General features: G+C 69.0%; 11 protein-coding genes. 2 read left to right on the forward strand and 9 right to left on the reverse strand.

Annotated elements, in window-relative coordinates; genetic code table 11:
- Positions 1 to 38 precede the first annotated feature (38 nt).
- The 7 genes from ACFQV6_RS11405 to ACFQV6_RS11435 all read right to left on the reverse strand — a co-directional run bounded on the left by ACFQV6_RS11405 (position 39) and on the right by ACFQV6_RS11435 (position 11,856).
- On the reverse strand, positions 39 to 2,171 hold the full coding sequence (locus tag ACFQV6_RS11405; protein WP_378027372.1) for an MMPL family transporter: 2,133 nt from the start codon (positions 2,169 to 2,171) through the stop codon (positions 39 to 41).
- Between the two features lie 117 nt (positions 2,172 to 2,288).
- Complete coding sequence (locus tag ACFQV6_RS11410) at positions 2,289 to 3,077, reverse strand: MBL fold metallo-hydrolase (RefSeq protein ID WP_378027373.1); 789 nt, start codon at positions 3,075 to 3,077, stop codon at positions 2,289 to 2,291.
- Positions 3,078 to 3,197: 120 nt separating this feature from the next.
- The gene (locus ACFQV6_RS11415; RefSeq protein ID WP_378027374.1) at positions 3,198 to 4,019 is read right to left on the reverse strand and encodes an alpha/beta hydrolase; all 822 of its coding nucleotides are present in this window, start codon (positions 4,017 to 4,019) and stop codon (positions 3,198 to 3,200) included.
- A gap of 25 nt (positions 4,020 to 4,044) precedes the next feature.
- Positions 4,045 to 4,869 (reverse strand): alpha/beta fold hydrolase, encoded by an 825-nt coding sequence (locus ACFQV6_RS11420; RefSeq protein WP_378027375.1) that lies wholly within the window; start codon positions 4,867 to 4,869, stop codon positions 4,045 to 4,047.
- Between the two features lie 419 nt (positions 4,870 to 5,288).
- Positions 5,289 to 6,743 (reverse strand): endo-1,4-beta-xylanase, encoded by a 1,455-nt coding sequence (locus ACFQV6_RS11425; protein ID WP_378027376.1) that lies wholly within the window; start codon positions 6,741 to 6,743, stop codon positions 5,289 to 5,291.
- Between the two features lie 23 nt (positions 6,744 to 6,766).
- Positions 6,767 to 9,445 carry an RICIN domain-containing protein gene (locus ACFQV6_RS11430; protein ID WP_378027377.1) on the reverse strand — a complete coding sequence of 893 codons (2,679 nt, stop codon included), beginning with the start codon at positions 9,443 to 9,445 and terminating at the stop codon, positions 6,767 to 6,769.
- Between the two features lie 11 nt (positions 9,446 to 9,456).
- Positions 9,457 to 11,856 carry a ricin-type beta-trefoil lectin domain protein gene (locus tag ACFQV6_RS11435; RefSeq protein ID WP_378027378.1) on the reverse strand — a complete coding sequence of 800 codons (2,400 nt, stop codon included), beginning with the start codon at positions 11,854 to 11,856 and terminating at the stop codon, positions 9,457 to 9,459.
- 370 nt (positions 11,857 to 12,226) lie between these two features.
- On the opposite strand from ACFQV6_RS11435, the gene ACFQV6_RS11440 reads away from it, so the two are divergent.
- Positions 12,227 to 13,654, forward strand: coding sequence for a non-reducing end alpha-L-arabinofuranosidase family hydrolase (locus ACFQV6_RS11440; protein WP_378027379.1), 1,428 nt, complete (start codon positions 12,227 to 12,229; stop codon positions 13,652 to 13,654).
- Positions 13,655 to 13,680: 26 nt separating this feature from the next.
- A complete protein-coding gene (locus ACFQV6_RS11445; protein WP_378027380.1) occupies positions 13,681 to 14,880 on the forward strand; it encodes a cellulose binding domain-containing protein in 1,200 nt (399 codons plus the stop codon).
- A 79-nt stretch (positions 14,881 to 14,959) separates the two neighbouring features.
- On the opposite strand, the gene ACFQV6_RS11450 is transcribed toward ACFQV6_RS11445, so the two are convergent.
- Positions 14,960 to 15,331: a GntR family transcriptional regulator gene (locus tag ACFQV6_RS11450; RefSeq protein WP_378027381.1), complete on the reverse strand. Its 372-nt coding sequence runs from the start codon at positions 15,329 to 15,331 to the stop codon at positions 14,960 to 14,962.
- 5 nt (positions 15,332 to 15,336) lie between these two features.
- Positions 15,337 to 16,134 (reverse strand): hypothetical protein, encoded by a 798-nt coding sequence (locus ACFQV6_RS11455; RefSeq protein WP_378027382.1) that lies wholly within the window; start codon positions 16,132 to 16,134, stop codon positions 15,337 to 15,339.
- Between the last annotated feature and the right edge of the window lie 101 nt (positions 16,135 to 16,235).

The following is a 16,235-nucleotide window of genomic DNA, read 5'->3' on the forward strand; positions in this document are numbered from 1 at the left end:
CCGCTGATCGGGTGCCATCACCGCGCTCGTCTTACCGGTCAGCCCACGGGGACCCGCGGCGCAGGCGCCGTCGCTGTGGTGGCCAGGCCCGGCCGCCACCAGTTCCACCGGCCGAGCAGTGACATCGTCGCCGGGAGCAGCAGACCGCGCACCACGGTGACGTCGAGCAGGACCGCCACGGCCATGCCGACGCCGATCTCCTTCACCGCGACCAGGTCGCCGAGGACGAAGCCGAGGAAGACGATGCCGATCGCCAGGGCGGCCGTGGTGATCACCGGACCGGCGGCGGTGATGCCGGCCAGGACGGCGCGGTCGTTGGCCGCGGCGTCGGTGGCCGTGCGCCGGTCCCATTCCTCCTTGATCCGGGCCAGCAGGAACACCTCGTAGTCCATCGACAGCCCGAAGGCGAAGACGAACAGCAGCAGCGGTGTGGTCAGGTCGAGCGCACCCCAGGGTTCGAAGCCCAGCAGTCCGGCGCCCCAGCCCCACTGGAAGACCGCGACCAGCACCCCCATGGTCGCCAGCAGGGTCAGCATGTTCATCGCGATGGCCTTGACCGGCACGACCACCGAGCGGGTCAGGGCGAACAGCAGCGCGCCGGTGGCCACGATGATGATCGCCAGGGCGGCGGGCAGGCGCTCGGCCACCGACCGCTTCGCGTCGGTCAGTTCCGCTGCGGGACCAGCCACCAGTACGGGGGCGGGCGCGTCGAGTGCCCGCAGGTCGGCTACCAGCTGCTGAGCCTGCCGGCTGTCCGAGGCGCCTGTGGGCACCACGTCGGCGACGCTCACTCCGGCGGGCATTCCGGACCGCACGTAGACGTCGGACACGCCCGGCAGCTGCTTCATGGTGTCGAACAGCTTTGTGACCTCGGGCCGGTCGGGGCCCGCCTCCACCACGACGGTCAGCGGCTGCTTCGGCGGCTCGGCGAACCTCTCCTGCGTCGCCTCGTACGCCTGCCGCGCCTCGCTGGTCCTGGGCAGCACGCGCACGTCGGAGTTGGCGAACTCCACGAAGAACAGCGGAGCGCTGAGCACCAGCAGGCCGGCGACCGTTGTCAGCGCCACCGCGCCCGGCCGGCGCTGAGCCAATCCGGCCAGTCGCACCAGAAGGCCGGGGCCCCGGCTCTGCCCGGAGGTCCGTTGCCGGCGCCACCCGCCGTGCGCCGGGATACGCCGGTGACCGACCGCGATCAGCGCGGGCACCAGCGTCACCCCGGCCGCCGTCGCCAGCACCACGACCAGCGCTCCGCCCATCGCCATCGCGGCCAGCATCGGGTCGCCGAAGGCGAACAACCCCACGAGTGCCGCGGTGACCGCCGAGCCTGACACCAGCACCGCCCGGCCGGCGGTGGCCACCGTACGTTCGACGAGCTCGGCCGGTGAGGCGCGCGGATCGGCGGCGCGTTCCTCCTGGAACCGGGCGATCATCAGCAGGCTGTAGTCGACCGCCAGGCCGATGCCGAGCAGGGTGACGACGTTGACCGCGTACTCGCTGACCGGCATGAGACGGGCCAGTCCGGTCAGCGTCAGCAGCGTGGCGGTGACCGCGCCCAGCGCGGCGACCAGCGGCAGCAGGCCGACCACCAGGCCGCCCAGCAGCACGATCAGCAGGAGCCCGACGCAGACCAGAGCGACTGATTCGCCGACGGCGGCATCTCGGACGGCCTGGTCGCCGAACTCCCGCTCGGCCAGCACTTCGCCGCCGATGAGAATCTCGGGAGCGTCGATGCGGCGCAAGGCGGCGCTCACCCGGTCGGCGACCCGCAACGCCTCGTCGTCGCTCAAACCCGGCTTCAACTCGACCGTGACCAGAGAGCTGCGGTTATCGGTGGAGATCTGCCGGGTCCCCGTGGTGTAGGAGTCCTCGACTTCGGCCACGCCGGGGATGTCACGGATCTCGAACGCGATCCGGGTGACGCTGTTGATCAGCTCGATGGCGCCGACGTCGCGCCCGGAGATCACCGCGACGACCCGTTCACCCTCGGGCGACAGCGCATCCAGGCGGTCCTGCGCGACAGCGGCCGGAGCACCGGCGGGCACCGAGTCGATGGACTGTGTGCGGTCGTAGACGGAGCCGCCGAACACCGCGCCGGCCATCGCGATCGCCAGCCACACGACGATGACGGTGAGACGCCGGACATACACCGTACGACCTAGCCCAGCCAGCATGACGCCCTCCTGACCGGCGCCGGAGGGGCAGCCGCGGCACATGCAATCATCGCGGCCCGGCGACGCGCAACTGTGGACGGCAACGATCCACTGTGGCTGCACCGGTGAAGCTCAGCGTCAGACGGTCAGGTCGGAGGGTGTTCCTGGTGTCAGCCATCGCAGGCGCTCACCAAGGTCCAGGTGTTCCGCGGTGAACTGTCGTTCGACCGCCTCGCGGCCCTGGGAGAAGTGCTGCCAGCCCTCGTAGTGGACGGGTACCACGGTGGCGGGCTGGAGGTGGCGGCACAGGTTCGCGGCCTGGCGGGCGGTCATCGAGTAGTGCAGTGGGCCGGTGATGGGGAAGCGGACCGCGCCGAGGTGCAGGATCGCGGTGCCGATGTCGAAGCGGCGGGTGATCTGCTCGGTGCCGCGGAACAGGACGGTGTCGCCGGAGATCCAGAGGGCGCCGTGCTGCTGTCCGGGCCATTGGAGCATGAAGCCGATGACCGCGCCGGCGATCGGGCGGCTCAGGGGTGGGCCGTGCCGGGCGGGTGTGGCGGTGATGGTGATGGTGGGGCGGCCGGGTGCGCGTAGTTCGGTGGTGGTCCAGGGGCGCAGGCCTTCGCCGTGGCCGAGGCGGCGGGCGCCGGCGGTGGTGGTGATCACGGTGCCGACGTCGGTGAGCAGTGCGCGGCCGGCCGTGTCGAGGTTGTCGCCGTGGTGGTCGTGGCTCAGGAGTACGGCGTCGATCGGTGGGAGGTCCGACAGTGGCACGGCCGGGCCGGTGAGCTTGCGGGAGGAGGTGCCCCAGCCGAAGGCGTAGCGGCGGCCGGGCGGGTCGAAGGTGGGGTCGGTGAGGATCCGCCATCCGTCGATGTCGAGCAGCGTGGTCGGACCGCCGATGTGGGTGATACGAATCCGGGTCATGGTGCTGCTCCCGCGTACTCGAAGGGTCTTGGTGTCGAAGTGGAGATGATCGGTCAAGAACGCGGGGGTACGGCGGCGCACCGGACAGGTGCCGGGCGCCGCCGTACGGTGAAAAGGGTTTTATTTTGCGGGTGTGCGCGCGTGGCGCAGAGCCCAGTCGAGGACGTCGTCGGCGACCTGCTCCCAGCCCTGGTATGCCGGCAGTAGATGCGGGAAGCCCTGGTAGAGCTTGACCTCGGTGAGTGTGTCGGACTTGTAGTGGTCGGCGTTGGAGCGCTGGATCGCCGGCGGCATGATGTGGTCCTCGCTGCCGGAGACGAACAGCAGGGGTGCGCGGTTGTTGTTGTGGTAGTCGACCCAGGTGTCCTGGTGGCCGGGCTGGAAGTTGGCCAGGACGCTGCCCCAGAGGATGCCGCCGTTGGCGGGGATCGCGTAGCGCTTCCAGAGGGCCTCGGATTCCTCGGGGGTGAACGTGTTGGTGAACGCGTAGGTCCACTCCTCCAGCGACAGCGGTACGGCCTTGTGCCGGTTGGCGGGGCTCTTCAGGACCGGGAAGGTGGACTTGACCTGGGAGAGCGGCACGACCCGGACGCCTTCGGTGGGTGCGGAGTTCATCGCGACGCCGACCGCGCCGTAGCCGTGGTCGAGCAGGATCTGGGTGAAGGCGCCGCCGGCGGAGTGGCCGATGAGGATGGGCGGTGTGGGCAGCGCGGCGATGACCGACTCGAGGTGTTCGATGATCTTCGGGACGGTGACGTCGAGGATCGGGGCCGGGTCGGCGTTGAGCGCTTCGACTTCGGCCTCGAAGCCGGGGTAGGCGGGGGTGATCACCCGGAAGCCCTTGCTCTCGTAGTGGGCCTTCCAGTCCTCCCAGCTGCGCGGGGTCACCCAGAAGCCGTGGATGAGGACGATGGTGTCGGGGGTGTTCGTCTCGGTGCTCATGTCTTCTCCTGGAGTGTGGTCGCGGTCAGGCGTTGAGGAAGGTGAGCAGGTCGCCGGCCAGCTGGGCCTTGTGCGTGTCGGTGATGCCGTGCGGCGCGCCGGGGTAGACGATCAGCTCGGCGCCCTTGATCAGGGCGGCGGAGGCCTTGCCGCCGACCTCGAACGGCACGACCTGGTCGTCGTCGCCGTGGATGACGAGGGTCGGCACGTCGAACGCGGCGAGGTCCTCGCGGAAGTCGGTGGCGGAGAACGCGGCGATGCATTCATAGGCGTTGCGGTGCCCGGCCTGCATGCTCTGCAGCCAGAACGCGTCGCGGATGCCCTGCGACACGGTCGCGCCGGGCCGGTTGTTGCCGAAGAACGGGCCGTCGGCGAGGTCCTTGTACAGCTGGGAGCGGTCGGCGAGGGAGCCGGCCCGGATGCCGTCGAAGACCTCGACCGGTACGCCGCCCGGGTTGCCGGGCGTCTGCAGCATGAACGGCGGGACGGCGGAGACCAGCACCACCTGGGCGATGCGGGCGGTGCCGTGGCGGCCGACGTAGCGGGCCACCTCACCGCCGCCGGTGGAGAACCCGACGAGGGTGGCGTCGTGCAGGTCGAGCTCGTCGATGAGGGTGGCGAGGTCGTCGGCGTAGGTGTTCATCTCGTTGCCGTGCCAGGTCTGGGTGGAGCGGCCGTGCCCGCGGCGGTCGTGGGCGATGACCCGATAGCCGTGCTCGGCGAGGAACAGCGCCTGCGCCTCCCAGCTGTCGGAGTTGAGCGGCCAGCCGTGGCTGAGCACGACCGGGCGGCCCGATCCCCAGTCCTTGTAGAAGATCTGTGCGCCGTCGGCGGTGGTCACGTATCCCATGGTCATTCCTTAAGGTGAGAGGTGAGCGGAGTCGGTCAGCGGGCTGATTGGCTGCGGCTTGTGCTATGAACCTAGAAGTGACGAGGGGTGGGCCGCTGCTGTCAGATGACTGCACCTGAGGGGTGTTGCAGTACTGCAGTAGTGGTCCACCGTCATCTGACTCAGCTGCGGTGTATCCGGCGCCGTACCGTGCGCAGGCATGGGTTGCGGGGCATGGTGGGGCCTGCGGCGGGCGTCGCGTGTAGAGCATTCATGCTCGTCTGCCTCGCCGGCGTGGATCAGCCGGTGAGGAAGCCGCACCGCGGCCCGTGACAGAGCCGCGCCGCGGGGCCGAGGGGTGACCAGGACGGCGCAGGGCCCGGAGCGGATGCTCCGGGCCCTGGCGTGTCCCTACCCGAGTGGCTGCTCCCCGCCGCCGGTCAGGGACTGGTGCAGGAGAGGTTGCTGGGCGCCGTGCTGCTGCTTCCGTTGACCAGGAAGCCGTAATTGGTCGAGGCGCTCGGGCCGACGGAGCCGTTGTAGGAGGCGTTCCGAACGCTCACCGCACCCGTCGTGCCGGTGTTGGTGCCGTTCCAGACGTTGACGATGGTCTGCCCGCCGGCCAGCGTCATCCGCACGGTCCAGCCGTTGAGGGTGGTGGCGCCGTTGTTGGCGACGACGACCTCGCCCTGATACCCGCCGCTCCAGGTGCTGGCCATGCGGTACGTCGCGGTGCACACGCCCGGCTGCCCCGGGTCGGGTGACGTGCTCGTCGAGGTGCTCGGCGACGGGCTCGGCGACCAACTGTTCGAGATGCTCGGCGACGGGGTGCTCGTTCCGGGCACCGTGGTGGAGGCGGCGTTGAGGGCGTTGAGCACCGAGGTGTACGCGGGCTTGGGGTTGCTGTTGCGATCGAACAGCAGCGGGTTCTCGTTGCCGCGCCAGGAGTCGCTGTCCCGTACGCCCCACGTCGTGATGCCGATGCAGCGCGGGACGTTCATGCAGGCCTGGGTCAGCCCGTCGTACTGCGACGCCGAGGCGTTCGTGACATCGGCCTCGGTGAGGGCGACGTCGACGCCGAGGGCGGCGAAGCTGGACAGGGTCTGCTGGAAGTTTCCGGGCAGCGAGCTGCCGCCGGTGAAGTGGGTTTGCAGGCCGACGCAGTCGATCGGTACGCCGCGGGACTTGAAGTCCCGGATCATGTTGTAGACGCCCTGCGTCTTGGCGTAGGACCAGTTCTCGATGTTGTAGTCGTTGTAGCAGAGCTTGACCGACGGGTCGGCGGCGCGGGCGGCGCGGAAGGCGACCTCGATCCAGTCGTTGCCGGTGGATTGCAGGTTCGACGAGCGGCGGCTGCCGTTCTCGGCGAAGGCCTCGTTGACCACGTCCCAGGCCGCGAGCTTGCCCCGGTAGTGCGCCATTACACCGTTGATGTGGTCGATCATCGCGGTCCGCAGGGCGCCGCCGCTGAGGCTTCCCCAGAATCTCGGCTGCTGCGCGTGCCAGGCGAGGGTGTGCCCGCGGACCTTCATACCGCGCTGGGTGGCCCAGTTGTAGATCGCGTCGCCGGCCCGGAAGTCGAACTGGCCACGGTTGGGCTCGGTGGCGTCGGGCTTCATCTCGTTGACGGCCGTCATCATGTCGAACTCTCGGCTCGCGATCGCCTGGAAGCCCGCGTCGTTGAGGCGGTCTCCTCCCATGGCGGCGCCGAAATACCGGCCGCTGCGCTCGGCGGCCGCCTTGAGCGTGGTGCCGGGCGGGCCACTGAGTCCGGCGTGGGCGAGGGTGGCCATGGCCACCGTGGCCACGGCGGTCGCCACGGCGAGGACACCACCGGCGAGCAGCCGGGCGCGACCGCCGCTACGGCGTTGAGGGGGGACGGGAACGTGGTTCATCTGCGCGCTTCTCTCTCGATGTCTCAACTGCTCAAGGTCCATCGCTGATTCGCGCCGCCGTTGCACGACCACAGGATCATCTTGGTGCCGTTCGCGGTGGCGGCGTTGTAGGCGTCCAGGCAGAGCCCCGACTGTGCGCTGGTGATCGTTCCAGCGGCGTTGACGTTCCACTGCTGGTTGAGCCCGCCGTGGCAGTCCCAGATGATCACCGCGGTGCCGTTGGCCGTGCCGTTGCCGTTGGCGTCCAGGCACTTGTTGCCGTAGACCATCAGCTGCTTGCCGGCGGTGTAGGCCCACCGCTGCTGCACGCTGCCGGCGCAGTCCCAGAGCTGCACCTGGATACCGTTGGCGGTCGAGCCGTTGGGCACGTCGGCGCAGCGACCCGACTGGCTGCCCACGATCTGCCCACTCTGCTGGCCGCTGCCGCCCTGCCGCCGGACGAGCGACGTGGACTCGACCGATCGGCTGCCCTGCGCGTCGAGGACGAAGAGGCGGTAGTCACCCGCTGACGACGGCACCGCGATCGAGGTGGCCGCACCGTCGGTGGCGGTCATCGTCGGACCGGCGACGAAGTTCGTCGTACCGGAGGGCGCCAGCCAGATCCGCCTGCTCGCGTCGCCGGAGCCGCGGATCCGCAGTGACGACGTCCCGCTGCCGACGAACGTACTGGCCGGCAGGACGTGGTCGGGCAGGGAGAGAAGGCCCGGCGGGACGATGTCCCGGTACGCGTCCTCGAGCCCTGACTCGACGGCGATGCTGTACGCGGCCGCCGGCCACACATAGTCGGACGACACCAGGATGTCCTGGACCGTGCTGTTCGGCAGGTTCTTGTTGGAGACCTTGTTGATCGGCCCGTACGTCTGGGTGATGCTCACATCGTGCTTGCGCCCGAAGTCATCGGAGTTGATCAGCCAGGTGACGTTCTTGTCGACGCTGAGCACGTTGTCGCGGAAGGTCAGGTAGGCCGAGCCCTCGTCCGGGTGCAGCCCGTACTTGTGGCCGGACGGAACGCCCTGCAGGTAGTTGCCGGTGATCGTGGTCCCGGGCTGGCTGCCGAGCGTGTAGATCGGGGCGGTGTCGCTCAGGCGCTGCACCGTGTCGACGATCTGGTTGTGGCTGATGGTGTTGTTGCGCGCCGTCGTGGTGGGCCGGTTGGGTGCGATGGCGCCCGGCGACCCGTCGAAGTTCCACCAGCCCCAGCCGAGTGTGATGCCGGACCAGGGCGCCTTCTCGATCCGGTTGTGCTGCACCGTCAGGGTGTCGGCGAAGTATGCCGAGATCGGGCTGTGCCCGTTGAACAGCACCGCGCTGTCGTACAGGAAATTGTTCTTGATCTCGATGTTCCGGCACAGTCCCTCGACCGGGGCCGAGTATTTCTCACGGTTGCCGGACGTGTGGTCGCCGATATAGACGTGCTGCGGGTGACCCACCGTGATCGCTGATCCGCCGATGTCGGCGGTGTGGTTCCCGATCAGCTGACTGTTCTGCACGTCGTTGATCATGTTGATGCCGTCGGCACCGGTGTGCTGGATCCGGTTGCGCTGGAACAGGATCCCGTCGGCGTTCTGGACGTGGACGATGCCCGGGGTCACATCGACGTTGCGGTAGTAGTAGGCGTGGAAGTTCTGCTTGGCGTAGGCGATCGCGCTGAGGTTGCCCTGCTGCGCCTGCTTGTACGCGGAACCCGCCACGTTCATCAGGTTCCAGTCGGAGTGCCGCACGGTCAGGCCCGAGAACGTGAGGTTGCGCGCGTGGCTGCTCGTCGAGGTGCCGGCGACCCGCAGCAGCGTGGTCACGTTGCTCGGCGCGAAGACCGTCGCGGCCCGCATGTCGTCGGCGGAGGCCTTGTAGTAGTAGACCGTCCGGCTCCCCTTGTCGAAGTAGAACTCGCCGGGGCTGTCCAGGAACTCGTACGCGTTCATCACCTTGTGGGTGCCGCCGGTCTGCGCGTTGCCGTTGAACGCGCCCTGGGCGATCGCCGCGCCCGGCTGCTGGAACAGTGCCACCCGGTTGCCGCCCTCGGTGGTCACCTGGCGGACGCCGACGATGGCCGAGGTCCAGGTCGTCGCGGTCTCGATCTCGATGTCGTCCTGGTTGGCGGCGATCGCCGGGAAGTCCGACGTGCTGTACCGGGAGCCGGCGCACTGTGACCCCGACTCCCACGCCCAGTCGGCCTGCCCCGCGGTGATCGTGTACGTCCCGTGGCACCCGGCCGAGGTGATCGTCTTCGAGGCCATCAACGCCCGCTTGTTGTTGACGTAGAGCGCCCGCAGCTTGTTCGGCCGGTTGAGCGGGGCCTTCCAGATGTTGCCGCTGTGCTGGGTCCATCCGGTCACTTGGACGCCGCCCTCCAGCACCGGCGCCTCGTTCTGGTAGGCGGCGTAGACGACCCGGTGATCGCCGGTGCCGGAGTCGGCCGCCCCGAACTCGATCGTGCTGGTCACCGGGTAGCCGCCGCCGCGCAGGTAGACGTTGATGTCGCCGGTCATGGTGGTCTTCGCGGTGCGTACGACGTCCCGTGCGTGCTGCACGGAGCGGAACGGTGCCGTGATGGATCCCGCGTTGTTGTCGTCGCCGTCCGGAGCGACGTAGAAGGTCGCCTGGACGGCGGCCACGGCGGGCGCCGCGACCGCCGAGGTGGCGGAGACGACCATGGCGGCTGCCAGCAGCGCCTTCCCGGCTGTGGAGATGGCGGCGCTCATGCGGGGCTCCCTCATGATCGGGTCCAGCGCTGGTTGCTGCCGCCGTTGCAGGTCCACAGCCCGACGGCCGTGCCGTTGGCCGTGCCCTGGCCGGTTACGTCCAGGCACAGGCCGGACTGGGCACCGGTGATGGTGCCGTCGACGTTGATCAGCCACTGCTGGTTGGCGCCACCGGTGCAGGACCAGATCCGGACCCGGGAGTCGGCGGCGTCGAGGCACTTGTTGCCGTACACGGTCAGCTGGTTGCCGGCGGTGGCCGTCCACCGCTGGTTGGCGCCGCCGTTGCAGTCCCAGATCTGCACGACCGCCCCGTCGGACTGGCTCTGCGCGTTGACGTCCAGGCAGCGGTTGGAGCCCGCGCCGCGGATCTCGCCCGTGGGAGTCGGCCCGGTGCCGACCGGGGTGATCGACAGGTTGTCGAACTGGGCGGTCACCCCCTGCCCGGTGGCGTAACCGATCTGGCCGGCGACGAACGCGGGGTCCGAGACGCTGCCCACTGTGGTGCCGTCGATCGCCGCTGTCAGCGTGCTGCCGTTGAGCGTGAGCGACAGCCTGTGCCAGCGGCCGGTGCCCAGGGCCGCCGTGGTCCCGGAGGCCAGGGTCCGCTGATTGCCGCTGGTGGTGTTGCCGCGGATCGACCACAACCCGTTGTCGGCCACCCGCAGGTAGTAGGCGTTCAGGTTCTGCGGGCCGTCGTGGTTGTAGTTGCCGGCCCGTCCGACGAGCTGGACGTAGCCGCTCCTCTCCAGCATCACGTCGGTGGACACCGTGTAGTTGCGCCAGTTCAGGTCACCGAGCAGCGTGAACGGCTCGGCGTGGCCCGAGGTCCAGAAGATCGGCGCCTGCTCGGACATCTGGCGTACGCACTGGCCGGTACGCCCGCCGCTGCACCCCACCACCTCGAACGAGCCCTGGTGGTCCGACAGGTACCTGGCCTGCCGCCCGGTCTGGTAGCCGTCGAAGTCGTCGGCGTAGGGCAGCGGCAGAACGCCCTGCGCGGGGCTGGTCGCGGTGCCCCGGCCCTGCCCGGAGGTGGTGGTGAGGCTGTAGACGTATCCGGGCTGGACGGTGAGCGTGAACGAGCCGTTGGACGGGGTGATGTCGGTGCGCCGGACGAAGTGGTCGGCCGGGTTGCTCGACCTGAGGTTGGTGGACCACACCCGTACGGTCCCAGCCGACAGCCCACCGGTGACGCTGAACTGGAGTTCCTGGGCGCTTGCGGCGTCGATCGTCTCGATGACGGTGCTGTAGCCGCTGTTGTCCGGCGACTTCAGCGAGACGTAGCTGCCGTTGGCGCGGTTACCGCCGAGGTAGCCGGTGGAGCTGTCGAGATAGCGCCAGCCGGGTGCGGTGAACTGGGTCGTGTGGGCCATCACCCAGGTGCTGCGGCCGATCGAGTAGTAGCCGGACCACGGCTGCGGCGCCACCGCCACCCCCGTGGTGGACCAGGGGACGTTCGGTGTGACCGCGGCAATGACCGGCCAGTTCAGGTACGCGGTCATCTTCCCGTCGATGTAGTCGCGGTTGATGCCACGGGCCAGCGCCGGCGCACCGGCGTTGTAGTCGTCGGACCCGTTCTCGCTGGCCCACAGCGTCTTGCCGGAGTTCACGGCGTTCGCTGAGCTCGGGCAGTTGGTCTGTGCGCTGCGGTACCCGCAGACGTAGTGGCTGCCGTACACCGAGACGGCGGCCCCGAACGCCGGGTCGCGCAGCCCGTCGTCCGCCGAGCCCCAGCCGAAGTCGTCCGACGCCACGATCTTCACGCCGGCGTACCCGCGGGAGTTCAGCGCCGAGCGCAGGTTCTTGTACCAGTTGAGATCGCGGCCCCGTTCGTTCCAGCCGCCCAGGTAGTCGATCGTCAGACCGTGGGAGGTGGCGCATCCGAGCCAGGCGATCAGGTAGTCGATCGAGTCGGTGGACCAGAAGTTGCCGTTGCCGATCCACCCCGGTGCTCCCCAGGACAACCCGACGAGCTTGATGTTCGGATTGCGGGCCTTCGCCTGGGCCATCATCCACCACTCGTAGCCGCGATCGCAGTTCACGGCACCCCGGGTGTGCTGATGGCTGGGTTCGGCACCGGAGGTGGAGTTGGTGTCCCCGCCGATCTCCACCTTCATGATCTGCATCGCCGCGCCGTAGCCCGGCTTGAACAGATAGTCGAGAATGTCGCTGCGCTGCGGCTCGGGGTAGTCGAACAGCAGGCGGCTGTTGCCACCCCCGCCGCTGATCGCGCCGACACCGTCGAACACCCGGCCGCCGGACGAGCCGTTGATGGTGATCGCCGTCGCGGCGCGCGCCGGCGCGGGGAGCACGACCAGCACACCGGCGAGCGCCAGCAGCAGGGCTGCCGCCCCGGCCCAGCCGCGAGATGACCACGACCGGTGATTCTGCCAGTCCGCACGTGTCGTCATGAACTCGGTTCCCTTCCGCGGGGCGCTTCTCGGAGCCGTTACATGGCCGTGAAGTTAGCGTTAACTATCTCACTCATCAAATGACACATGTCAATACCAAAGCCCACTGCGGATGCCCTGCGTCGTCGACGAACCGATATAGCTCACGACTTATCTTCAACTCGTGACATGGTGCCGACGCGGACTGGTGGCCTGGCGTAACACTTTCTCGGCAACTTATTGTCAACGGTATTTGCCGGATACGGAAAATCGCGCCGATACCGTTTCCCTTCTTGACCCGGCACTTGTGATGGTTAACATCGACGAAACACCTTTGATTGCCGCCACCGGGAGGGCGCGGCCATTCCCGATGGCACCGAGGAGAGAGTCCATGACGAGATCGAGAACGGCCAAGGCCCTCCTGGCGCCGGCCGGTGCCGCCCTGCTGGCGACAGCCGCCGTGGTGCTGCCGGCCGATGCCGCGGCCGCCGGCTGTGCGGTGAACTACGCGGTGTCGTCGCAGTGGCAGGGCGGGTTCGGCGCGAGCGTGTCGGTCACCAACCTGGGTGACCAGTTGTCCGGCTGGTCGCTGACCTGGTCGTTCGGCGCCGGGCAGACGGTGACGCAGGCGTGGAACACGACGCTGACCCAGAGCGGCTCGGCGGTGACCGCGAAGAACGTCGGCTACAACGGTACGGTCGCGACGAACGCCACCGTGTCGTTCGGCTTCAACGGGGCGTGGAACGGCAGCAACCCGGTGCCGGCCGGCTTCGCCCTCAACGGTGTGGCCTGCACCGGATCGACAGTGCCGGCGTCGCCGTCCACCGCACCCTCGAGCTCCGGTCCGGTCAGCCCCTCCCCCTCGAACTCCGGTCCGGTCAGCCCGTCCCCCTCGGTCTCGACGCCGGGTGGCAACTGCACCCTGCCGTCGAGTTACCGCTGGACTTCGACGGGTGTGCTGGCCAACCCGAAGTCCGGGTGGGTGTCGCTGAAGGACTTCACCACCGTCATGTACAACGGCAAACACCTGGTCTACGCGTCGAACGTCTCCGGCTCGGGCTACGGCTCGATGAACTTCGGCCTGTTCACCAACTGGTCCGACATGGCCTCGGCGAGCCAGAACGGCATGAGCCAGGGCACGGTGGCGCCCACCCTGCTGTACTTCGCCCCCAAGAACATCTGGGTGCTCGCCTACCAGTGGGGCCCGACGGCGTTCAGCTACAAGACCTCCACCGACCCGACGAACGCCAACGGCTGGTCAGCACCGCAGACCCTGTTCACCGGCAGCATCACCGGCTCCAGCACCGGGGTGATCGACCAGACCCTGATCGGCGACGGACAGAACATGTATCTGTTCTTCGCCGGCGACAACGGCAGGATCTACCGGGCCAGCATGCCGATCGGGAACTTCCCCGGCAGCTTCGGCTCCTCCTACACCACGATCATGAGCGACTCGACGAACAACCTGTTCGAGGGGGTCGAGGTCTACAAGGTCGCCGGCCAGAACCAGTACCTGATGATCGTCGAGGCGATCGGGAGCCAGGGCCGCTACTTCCGCTCCTTCACCGCCAGCAACCTGAGCGGCTCGTGGACCCCGCAGGCCGCCACCGAGAGCAACCCGTTCGCCGGCAAGGCCAACAGCGGCGCCACCTGGACCAACGACATCAGCCACGGGGACCTTGTCCGCAGCAACCCGGACCAGACCAAGACCATCGATCCCTGCAACCTTCAGCTGCTCTACCAGGGCAAGAACCCGAGCGCCGGCGGCGCGTACGACCAGCTGCCCTGGCGGCCGGGCGTGCTCACGCTCCAGCGCTGATGACGTCGCGACCCGTGGAGGGTGCCATGCTGAGAAGAACCGCCATCGGCGCGGTGCTGACCGCCGTCGTCGTGTCGGTGACCGCCGGAGTCACGGTGCTGGGTGCGGCCCCGGCCGGCGCCGCCGTCGGCGGATCCGGCCCGTACCCCGCCGACTACGAGACGTCGGCCGGCCTGCCCAACCACACCATCTACCGGCCGCAGACGCTGCCGGCCGAGCGTCTTCCGGTCTTCGTCTGGGGCAACGGCGGCTGCTCGGCCAACGGACTCTCGCAGAACAACTTCCTGCGCGAGATCGCCTCCCACGGCTTCCTCGCCATCGCCAACGGAGCGCCGAACGGAGTCGGCTCCACCACCTCGTCGATGCTCACCCAGTCCATCGACTGGGCCGTCGCGGAGAACTCCCGGCAGGGCAGCAAGTACTACGGCAAGGTCGACACCACGAAGATCGCCGTCGGCGGCTTCTCCTGCGGTGGCCTGGAGGCCTACGCCGTCTCCAACGACCCGCGCGTCACCACGACCACCATCTTCAGCAGCGGTCTGCTCAACGACGCCGACGACTACCAGCTCAGGAGGCTCACCAAGCCGATCGCCTACTTCATGGGCGGCCCCGGCGACATCGCCTACCCGAACGGCATGGACGACTGGGGCAAGCTCCCGGCCGGGCTGCCCGCCTTCATGGGCAACCTGAACGTCGGCCACGGCGGCACCTACGACCAGGCGAACGGCGGCGAGTTCGGCCGCGTGGCGGTGCTCTACCTCAAGTGGCGGCTCAAGGGCGACACCACCGCCGGCAGCACCTTCGTCGGCAACACCTGCGGTCTCTGCCGCACCCAGTGGCAGGTCCAGCAGAAGAACCTGACGCTCGACGGCCCCACTCCGGAGCCCAGCACGTCTGTCTCACCGTCCGCCTCGCCGTCAGTCCCGGGCAACCCCGGCTGTTCCGCGGTCTACGCGGTGCAGGACCAGTGGAGCGGCGGCTTCGTCGCCAACGTCACCGTCACCGCCGGATCCGCGGCGATCAACGGTTGGCGCGTCTCCCTCGGCCTGCCGAGCGGGGCCACGATCAGCTCGCTGTGGAACGCCGTGGCCGGCGGCACCAGCGGAGCCGTGACCGTCACGAACCAGAGTTACAACGGGCGGCTGGCCGCCGGCCAGAGCGCCACCTTCGGTTTCCAGGGCAGCGGAACCGGCAGTGGGGGCACGGTCAGCTGCGCCGCCGGCTGAGGGGTGGGGCCGATGCCTCGGCATCGGCCCGACCCCCGTGATGCGCCCATGGCACCGGAGATGGCGGTCTTCCCGGCGTTCAGCTGACCTTGGGAACGCCCTGGGTCAGCGCCGCTTGGACGATGCGGACGGCCTCGGTGGTGTCGATGCCGACGCGGGCGATGACGGCGGCGTACTCGGCGGCCGCCCGCCGGGCCCGTTCGCGTCCCTGCTCGCCGGCTGCGGACACGAACGAGCCGGCCGCGCCGCGGGTCTCGATCAGCCCGGCCTCCTCGAGTTCCCGGTAGGCCCGGCCGACCGTGTTGACCGCCAAGCCGAGGTCCGCGGCCAGCCGGCGGATGGTCGGCAGCCGAGTACCCACGGCCAGCGTGCGTTCCTGAATCTGCCCGGCGAGCTGGGCGCGGAGCTGCTCGAACGGCGGGACGGGCGAGGCCGAGTCGATGACGATCATGCGAATCACCGGGCGCTGGGGCCGTGCTGGGCCGCCAGGGCGATCCGCCCGTCCCAGGCCGTGATCAGGGCCAGCGCGATGACGCTCAGGATGATGAAGACGAGCCAGCCCGTGTTCCACGGATCGAGCCCGGTGTCGAATACCGACACGACCGGCAGTGACCACACCACGGTCGGTACGGCAACCTCGCGGGCATCCTCGACGCGCATGAGGAAGTCGGCCCTCAGCGAGCCCTCGTCGCCGGCCACTACCGGGTGGGTGAGCACATGGCGCAGTTGGACGGCCGTACCCACCGCGACCCCGCACAGCCCGATGAGCAGGATGACCGCCGCGTACCTGGCGGCGCCGTCCCGCATGATCAGAGCAGCGATCGCCAGCACTGCCGCGCCCGCATAGGTGATCACCAGCAACGCGGCCCGCGGCACGCCGAGCACGGTTCGCCAGCCGGGCCGCACGGAATGGGCCGCTCGTCGCGGCAACTCCGCACCGGCCCGCTGATCGACCCGCCGCACCCACCGGGCCAGCAGCGACAGACCCAGCACCAGCCCGGCCACCAACACTGTCAGCACCACCAGCGCCCAGCGCTGCTGCGTCCCGAACCCGTCATCCGCGGGACGGATCGGCAAGGCAGAGACGTAGACGAGCGCCGTTGCGATGAGAAACACGGCCGGCAGGACGGCAGCGGCCAGCCGCGCACGTCGCCGGGCCGTCAGGCGCGCCGCCAGCATCGGTGCCGGCGTGACGTCGGCCAGGCCACGCGCGGCCAACCACAGACGAGCTATCTCGCGCTCTGTTGCACGCACCTTCCTCGGCATAGCGGCCTCCCCAGCTTGTCGCAAGTCTTGTCTCACCATGTTGAGACAAGACTTGCGACAAGTCAATGGGTGTCCCGGGCGAAGCACTC

Origin of the sequence: Actinoplanes sp. GCM10030250 (assembly GCF_042666575.1) — a bacterium.
Classification (GTDB): domain Bacteria; phylum Actinomycetota; class Actinomycetes; order Mycobacteriales; family Micromonosporaceae; genus Actinoplanes.